The sequence below is a fragment of the Nocardioides sp. genome (assembly GCF_036374615.1).
Classification (GTDB): domain Bacteria; phylum Actinomycetota; class Actinomycetes; order Propionibacteriales; family Nocardioidaceae; genus Nocardioides.
Genome location: NZ_DASUTK010000049.1, coordinates 1 through 7519, shown reverse-complemented (window position 1 = coordinate 7519; position 7519 = coordinate 1). Strand labels below are relative to the sequence as shown.

The 7519-nt window shown below is 68.8% G+C and carries 8 protein-coding genes and 1 pseudogene; 4 read left to right on the top strand and 5 right to left on the bottom strand.

What is annotated here, in order from left to right; translation table 11 throughout:
* Together VFZ39_RS04025 and VFZ39_RS04020 are read right to left on the bottom strand one after the other, a co-directional pair.
* Positions 1–1268: ABC transporter substrate-binding protein (locus tag VFZ39_RS04025; RefSeq protein ID WP_330864437.1), on the bottom strand; the 1268-nt coding region annotated here is incomplete at its 3' end.
* 185 nt (positions 1269–1453) lie between these two features.
* Positions 1454–2107, bottom strand: a complete 654-nt coding sequence (locus VFZ39_RS04020) for a DUF1707 SHOCT-like domain-containing protein (RefSeq protein WP_330864436.1) — start codon at positions 2105–2107, stop codon at positions 1454–1456.
* Between the two features lie 66 nt (positions 2108–2173).
* On the opposite strand from VFZ39_RS04020, the gene VFZ39_RS04015 reads away from it, so the two are divergent.
* Genes VFZ39_RS04015 through VFZ39_RS04005 form a run of 3 tightly spaced genes read left to right on the top strand, consistent with a single transcriptional unit; the run spans position 2174 to position 4922 of the window.
* A complete protein-coding gene (locus tag VFZ39_RS04015) occupies positions 2174–3862 on the top strand; it encodes a fumarate hydratase (protein ID WP_330864435.1) in 1689 nt (562 codons plus the stop codon).
* Between the two features lie 54 nt (positions 3863–3916).
* A complete protein-coding gene (locus VFZ39_RS04010) occupies positions 3917–4198 on the top strand; it encodes a zf-TFIIB domain-containing protein (protein ID WP_330864434.1) in 282 nt (93 codons plus the stop codon).
* Positions 4199–4229: 31 nt separating this feature from the next.
* Entirely contained in the window at positions 4230–4922 is a 693-nt protein-coding gene (locus VFZ39_RS04005; protein ID WP_330864433.1) for a hypothetical protein, read from the top strand.
* On the opposite strand, the gene VFZ39_RS04000 is transcribed toward VFZ39_RS04005, so the two are convergent.
* Together VFZ39_RS04000 and VFZ39_RS03995 are read right to left on the bottom strand one after the other, a co-directional pair.
* The gene (locus VFZ39_RS04000; RefSeq protein WP_330864432.1) at positions 4901–5419 is read right to left on the bottom strand and encodes an SRPBCC family protein; all 519 of its coding nucleotides are present in this window, start codon (positions 5417–5419) and stop codon (positions 4901–4903) included. The genes VFZ39_RS04005 and VFZ39_RS04000 overlap by 22 nt on opposite strands.
* Positions 5416–5769 carry an ArsR/SmtB family transcription factor gene (locus tag VFZ39_RS03995; protein WP_330864431.1) on the bottom strand — a complete coding sequence of 118 codons (354 nt, stop codon included), beginning with the start codon at positions 5767–5769 and terminating at the stop codon, positions 5416–5418. The genes VFZ39_RS04000 and VFZ39_RS03995 overlap by 4 nt, the downstream gene beginning before the upstream one ends.
* 51 nt (positions 5770–5820) lie before the next feature.
* On the opposite strand from VFZ39_RS03995, the gene VFZ39_RS03990 reads away from it, so the two are divergent.
* Positions 5821–7197, top strand: a complete 1377-nt coding sequence (locus VFZ39_RS03990; protein ID WP_330864430.1) for a class II fumarate hydratase — start codon at positions 5821–5823, stop codon at positions 7195–7197.
* Between the two features lie 84 nt (positions 7198–7281).
* Here the strand turns inward: VFZ39_RS03990 and VFZ39_RS03985 are convergent.
* Positions 7282–7519, bottom strand: a pseudogene (locus VFZ39_RS03985) (hypothetical protein); the annotation flags it as partial.

Sequence of the window (7519 nt, the reverse complement as noted above, 5' to 3'; positions counted from 1 at the left end):
GTGTCGAGATCCTGCTGGTCCGAGATCCAGGCAGTCATCTCCTTCCAGAACGAGCCGGCGCCCACCTCACCGGGCATCTGGTCGGACCCGTCGAACAGGAACGTGGTCGAGTCGTAGGCCACGGCCGCCATCTGCTTGGTCAGCTCGGTCGGGTACAGCTCGGTGTCGAACGTCGTGTGCGGCGAGATGAACGAGCTGTTCGGGGCCGCCTCGTTGCCGATCTCGGGGTCGGCCAGCCACTCCATCACCTGCGCCGTGGCATCGTTGTCCGTCATCATCACGGCCATGTCACCGCCACCGAGGACCGGGTTCTCCCCGCCTTCCTCGGCCGGCGGGAAGCCGAACACGCCGACCTCCGCGTCGAGATCCTCGACACCGGCGCTCTCCTGGAAGAACCCGGTCATGAACGAGCCCTGCTTGTACATCCAGCAGTCAGGCTGCGCCTTGAACATCGGGTTCGCCGCGGTACCGAAGTTGGTGGTCGAGATCGAGGTCCGGCCTCCCAGCGTGTTGCCCTCGGTGAAGAGCAGCTCCTCGAACTCCCCGGCTGCCTCACGGACGACTTCGGAGTCGAACGGTGTCTCGTGGGCGACCCAGGCGTTGTACTCATCTGCGCCGCCGTAGCGCATGATGAGGTCCTCCATCCAGTCCGTGGCGGCCCACCCGGTGCCGCCGCCGTCCTCGATGCCCATGCACCAGGGCGTGTTGCCGTCGGCCTTGATCTGTTCGGTCAGCTCGTTGAGCTCGTCGAGGGTCGCGGGGATCGGGTAGCCCGCCTCTTCCCACGCGGGCTTGTTGTAGAAGACCAGCGACTTCACGTTCATGCTCACCAGGAGCCCGTACGGCGTCCCGTCGACGGCGCCAGCATCGAGCGTGCCCGGGGTGATGGTCTCCTCCACAGCCGCCATGTCGAGCACGTCCTCGAGCGGGACCGTGGTGTCGGCGCGGGCCACGACGTCCCTGACGACACCTGGCTGCGGGATCATCGCGATGTCGGGTGTGTCTCCGGCCTGGATCCGCTGCATGATCAGCGAGTTGATGTCCTCGACGGCCTCCACCGTGACGGTGATGCCCTCGCCCTCGGCACGTTGGTCCAAGGCCGCCTGCAGGCCGTCGAGCACGGGCGGGTCCAGGCTGCCCCACACCAACACCTCGTTGCCGCTGTCGCCTTCCTCGTCACCGCCGCCGGCGAGGCAACCGCTCATCGTCAGCGCGATCGTCGAGGCCACAGCCGCCGCCGTCCACCGGCGTCGTTTGCTCAAGCTCATCTGGACTCCCTCGGGTTTCCGGTGCGACGCCGCCGGCGTCGGTTGTGAAGTCAGTCATACTCCCGGAGTTGGAGGGTTGTCCACGGTCACGTGCTCGTCTCGGGCATGTCGATACGCAGCCGCAACGTTTACGGCACCCGTTCGGGTGAAGCCGAACCGGGGTTCGGGACTGGCGACGGGTCGCGTCAGTGTTCGCCGCCCAGAAGCTTCTTGCGGAGCTGTCCGGGCGGGCCTTTGCGGGTCACCGTCACGCCGGACATCAGTGCGATCCCCTTGACGCGAACCACGGGTGAGTCGGCCGTGATCTGCGCCTCGACCTTGTCGCGGCCCTGGTCGAAGGCGCCCATGATGCCGACGCCATCGACGATCACGTGGGTGTGCGCGTCGACGTAGATGTCGATCCCGCCCATGATCGCGTTGGCGTAGATCGTGGTCTCCTTGGCGGCGAACGTGGCCTCGCGCAGGTCGAGGTCGACACCGCCCATCAACGTGAAGGCGGTGTGCTTCTCCGGGACCAGCCAGGCTCCCTTGCGGGTGACACCGCCCATGACGGCGATGGAGGAGTCGAAGGTGCCTGCCGTCACGGGCATCGTCTGACGCGACACGGCGGGCGTCTGGTCGCCCGGGTGGGCGGGCAGGTCATGAGTGATCGGCACCAGGTCGGCGTAGGTCTTGGCGGCGTACGTCGCCTCGAGCCGCTCCTCGAGCTCGTCGAGGTCGATCCGGCCCTCGCCCGCGGCGTCGCGCAGCAGGTCGGCAACCTTGTTGCGATCGGCGTCGGAGACACGCAGTTGCGACGGGTCGCGCGACGGCTCCATCTCCCGCCCTGGTTCTGCCATGCGAGCGAGCCTAGACGACCGAACCGCCGGCTGCCCGGGCGCTGCTGCCGGACTACCCTGCCGGGTGTGAGCGCCCCCGAGTTCCGCTACTCCGACCTCCTGCCGACCGGACCCGACCACACGCCGTACCGGCGAATCACGGCGGAGGGGGTGTCGACCTTCGAGGCCGACGGCCGCCGGTTCCTGAAGGTGGACCCGGAGGCGATCCGACTGCTGACGGCCGAGGCGATGCACGACATCGCGCACTACCTCCGGCCGGCACACCTCGCGCAGCTGCGGCGGATCATCGACGACCCGGAGGCGTCCGGGAACGACCGGTTCGTCGCGCTCGACCTGCTGAAGAACGTCAACATCTCGGCCGGCGGCGTCCTCCCGATGTGCCAGGACACCGGGACTGCCATCGTGATGGGCAAGAAGTCGGAGGGCGTCCTCACCGGCGCTGACGACGCCGAGGCCATCTCACGCGGGGTCTTCGACGCCTACACGAAGCTCAACCTGCGCTACTCCCAGCTGGCGCCGCTGTCGATGTACGACGAGACGAACACCGGCAGCAACCTGCCCGCACAGATCGAGCTCTACTCCTCGCCCGGCTCTCCGGACGACGAGCCGGCCTACAAGTTCCTGTTCATGGCCAAGGGCGGCGGGTCGGCCAACAAGTCGTTCCTCTACCAGGAGACGAAGGCGATCCTGAACCCGCAACGGATGCTGATGTTCCTGGACGAGAAGCTCCGCTCGCTCGGCACAGCAGCCTGCCCGCCGTACCACCTGGCGGTCGTCATCGGGGGCACGTCGGCGGAGTTCGCCCTCAAGACGGCCAAGTACGCCAGCGCCCACTATCTCGACCATCTGCCGACCGAGGGCTCGATGAGTGCCCACGGCTTCCGCGACCTCGGGCTCGAGGAGGAGGTCTTCAAGCTGACCCAGGCGTTCGGCATCGGCGCGCAGTTCGGCGGCAAGTACTTCTGCCACGACGTGCGCGTGGTCCGGCTGCCGCGCCACGGCGCGTCGTGCCCGGTCGCGATCGCGGTCTCGTGCTCCGCCGACCGGCAGGCCCTCGGCAAGATCACCGCCGAGGGCGTCTTCCTGGAGCAGCTCGAGACCGACCCGGCGCAGTACATGCCGGACGCGGGGACCGCCGACGACATCAGTGGCGGCGAGGTGGTCCCGGTCGACCTCACCCGCCCGATGGAGGAGATCCTGGCCGAGCTGACGAAGCACCCGGTCAGGACGCGGCTCTCGCTGACCGGACCGCTGGTGGTGGCGCGTGACATCGCGCACGCGAAGATCAAGGAGCGGCTCGACTCGGGCGAGGAGATGCCCTCGTACCTCCGCGACCACCCGGTCTACTACGCCGGCCCTGCCAAGACCCCAGACGGGATGGCCTCGGGCTCGTTCGGTCCCACGACCGCGGGCCGGATGGACTCCTACGTCGAGCAGTTCCAGGCCGCGGGCGGCTCGAAGGTGATGCTCGCCAAGGGCAACCGCTCGAAGGTCGTCACGGAGGCGTGCGCGACCCACGGTGGCTTCTACCTCGGCTCCATCGGCGGGCCGGCAGCACGGCTGGCGCAGGACTGCATCCGGTCGGTGTCCGTGCTCGAGTACGAGGAGCTCGGGATGGAGGCGGTGTGGAAGATCGAGGTCGAGGACTTCCCCGCCTTCATCGTCGTCGACGACAAGGGGAACGACTTCTTCACCGACCCGTCGGGCGCCGTCACCGTGCCGCTGACGGGGATCCGGGTCCGTTCGGCCCAGTAGCGGGAACCCCGTCATCCGCCGGCTCGTTCGCCCGGGTGAGGACAGGAGGACACCATGCAGTGCCCTATCGACCAGACCACGCTCGTGATGGCCGAGCGCAGCGGGATCGAGATCGACTACTGCCCGACCTGCCGCGGCGTGTGGCTGGACCGTGGCGAGCTGGACAAGATCATCGAACGCGCTGCGCCGGCAGCCGCACCGGCCGCGGCCGCCCCCGGCTCCTACGAGCGCGAACGGGACGAGCGCCGGCACCAGCAGGAACAGCGCTACTCCCAACCGCAGCAGTACCGCAAGAAGCGCAAGGAGAACTGGCTGGGAGAGATCTTCGACTTCTGACCCGCGGATGCGACGGGTTAGCGTCGGCATCGTGGAGTACGTCGAGGTGGCGCGGGCGGAGTCGGAGCACGGCGAGCTGGTGCTGCGGGAGCGGCGCGAGAACGGAGCCCCGGTGATCCTCGAGCTGCGCGCGAACGGCGTGTTCGTGATGGACACCGCCGAGCACACCAGCGAGCGCGCGTTGGCGACGGCCGCGCTGTCCCTGGTCGACGAGCCGCGCGACGTGCTGGTGGGCGGCATGGGTCTGGGCTTCACGATGCACGAGGTGCTCGCGGACACCCGGGTCCAGCGGTGCACGGTCGTGGAGATCGAGGAGGCGCTGGTCGGCTGGATGCGCGACGGCACCATCCCCCACGGGCCGACGATGCTCGCGGACGACCGCGCCAACCCGGTCGTGGCGGACGTGAGCGTCGCGCTGCCCGAGGCCGACGCGTCGTCGTACGACCTGGTGCTGCTCGACGTCGACAACGGCCCGAGCTTCCTGGTCCACGAGAGCAACGCGCGGCTCTACGAGAAGGCGTTCCTCGCCGAGGTACGCCGGATCCTGCGCTCCGGCGGCGCGCTCGTGATCTGGTCGATGGATGCGGCTGACGAGCTGCAGGCGGCGATGGAGGCGACCTTCGACGCGATCGAGGCCCGACCTCAGCCGGTGCGACTGCAGGACCGTGACGAGCAGTACTGGCTGCTGATCGGCCGCGTGGATCAGGAGAACTCGGCGCGGTAGTGCCCGCTCTGCGAGGGGTAGTAGTCGTCGAAGTCGACAGCGGCCACGTCGCCGCCGGTCTCGCTGGTGACGAGCCGGTCGAGGTAGTACTCCCACCCCGGTCCGACGCTCTCCGCCATGGCCGGGTCCGGTACTGACTGCGCGAAGGTGAGTGTGGTGACGCCATCGTCCTCGGCCAGGTCGAGCTGCAGGTGCCACTCCACCGGGTTCTTCCCGTCGAACGGTGCCGTGCTGGTCAGCTCCAACCGCGTCGGCGGATCGCACGCATCGATCGTGAACACCTCGGGAGTCGCCCCCTCGCCCTCGTAGAGCATCTTGAAGTCCACCGATCCCGTCTGTGGGTCGCCGGTCCAGGTGCCGATCCAGCGGCTGAGCCGGTCGGGCTCGGTGATCGCGGCCCAGACTGCGTCGATCGGCGCCTCGAACCGCCGCTCCATCACGATGAACTGTGTGCCCGAACGCTCCTCGCGCCGGCCGGTCGGGATGGGCGTGCTCATGCGGTCTCCTCCGTGTCGAGTGGGGCTGTGTGCGTACGAACGGTCCGGCGGACCTCCAGGTCGAGCCCATCGAGGTGCCGTTCGGAGAACCGGGGCGCCGGCACGGTCAGCTCGGCCACGAAGGTCGCCAGCGGTGCCAGCGACTCCGGGGCGAAGCGGTAGTGGCGCTCCCGTCCGCGAGTCTCGGCGACCACGAGCCCGGCCTCGCCGAGCACCCGCAGGTGACGGCTGATGGCGGGCCGACTGATCGGGTGCGCTGCCGCCAGGTCGACCACCCGGGCGGGGCCGGCAGCCAGCTGACGCAGCAGTGCCCGCCGGATCGGGTCGGCGAGCGCGGCGTACAGGTCCACGGACCATTGGTAACAGATCAGTTACCAATAGCGCAAGGGTACGGTCACGACATGGCTGACGACTTCCGGATCGAGCACGACTCGATGGGCGAGGTGCGGGTCCCGGCAGACGCGCTCTGGCGGGCGCAGACCCAGCGCGCGGTGGAGAACTTCCCGATCAGCGGCACCCCGATCGAGCCCCGACTGGTGCGCGCGCTCGCACTCGTGAAGCAGGCTGCCGCACGCGCGAACGGAGAGCTCGGCGTCGTGGACCGGGCCGTGGCTCAGGCGGTCGAGGACGCCGCCGCTGCCGTCGCGGGCGGCGAGCACGGCGACCAGTTCCCGGTCGACGTGTTCCAGACCGGGTCGGGCACCAGCTCGAACATGAACATGAACGAGGTGCTGTCCACGCTCGCCGGCGAGGACGTGCACCCCAACGACCACGTCAACGCCAGCCAGTCGAGCAACGACACGTTCCCGACCGCGATCCACGTCGCCGCTGCGCTGGCCGTGGTCGAGGACCTCCAGCCTTCACTGCAGCGGCTGCAGGCCAGCCTCGCCGCCAAGGCCGAGGAGTTCGCGGGAGTGGTGAAGTCGGGCCGCACCCACCTGATGGACGCGACCCCCGTGATGCTCGGCCAGGAGTTCGGCGGATACGCCGCCACGCTGACGCTCGCGGCCGAGCGGCTCGACGCCGTACTGCCCAGGGTGCGCGAGCTGCCACTGGGTGGTACCGCGGTCGGCACCGGCATCAACACGCCTGCGGGCTTCGCCGCGCGGGCGATCGAGGTGCTCGGCGAGCTCAGCGGTGAGCCCTTCACCGAGGCGCGCGACCACTTCGAGGCGCAGGGCACCCGCGACTCACTGGTCGAGCTGAGCGGGGTGCTGCGCACGATCGCGGTAGGGCTGACCAAGATCTGCAACGACCTGCGCTGGATGTCGAGCGGGCCGACCACCGGGCTGGCCGAGATCCGCCTCCCGGACCTGCAGCCCGGCTCGAGCATCATGCCGGGCAAGGTGAACCCGGTACTCCCGGAGGCGACGCTGATGGTGTGTGCACAGGTGATCGGCAACGACCTGACCGTGACCACTGCAGGAGCCGCCGGCAACTTCGAGCTCAACGTGATGCTGCCGGTCATCGCGCGCAACGTCCTCGAGTCGGTCCGGCTGCTCGCCGCAGCCGCACCTTTGCTCGCCGAGCGCTGCATCGACGGCATCACCGCCGACCAGGAGCGGATGCGCGGCTATGCGGAGTCCTCCCCCTCCATCGTCACCCCGTTGAACCGGATCATCGGGTACGAGGAGTCGGCCAAGATCGCCAAGCAGGCGATGGCGGAGGGTGCCACGATTCGCGACACCGTGATCGCCATGGGCTACGTCGAACGCGGCGAGATCACCGAGGAGCAGCTCGACGAGGCACTCGACGTGGCCTCGATGACGCATCCGTGAAATGTGGGTAGTCCACACTCTTGTGGCTGCCGCACCGGCCGTTCCCACGACCGTTTAGATGTGGACTACCCGGTCCCGACGGCGTCAGTACCAGCCGTTGGCCTGCTTGAAGGACCAGGCGCTGCACGGGGAGCCGTAGGCGTCCTGGATGTAGTCGAGGCCCCACCGGATCTGGGCCTCCGCCGAGGTGTAGTAGTCGGCCGGGACGGCGTGCATCGAGGTGAGGGCCTGGGGGATGCCGTACGCCGATGAGGTCGGGTTGTCCGCGTCGATCCGCCAGTTGCTCTCACTGACGTAGAGCGAGTCGAGGCAGGAGAAGTCG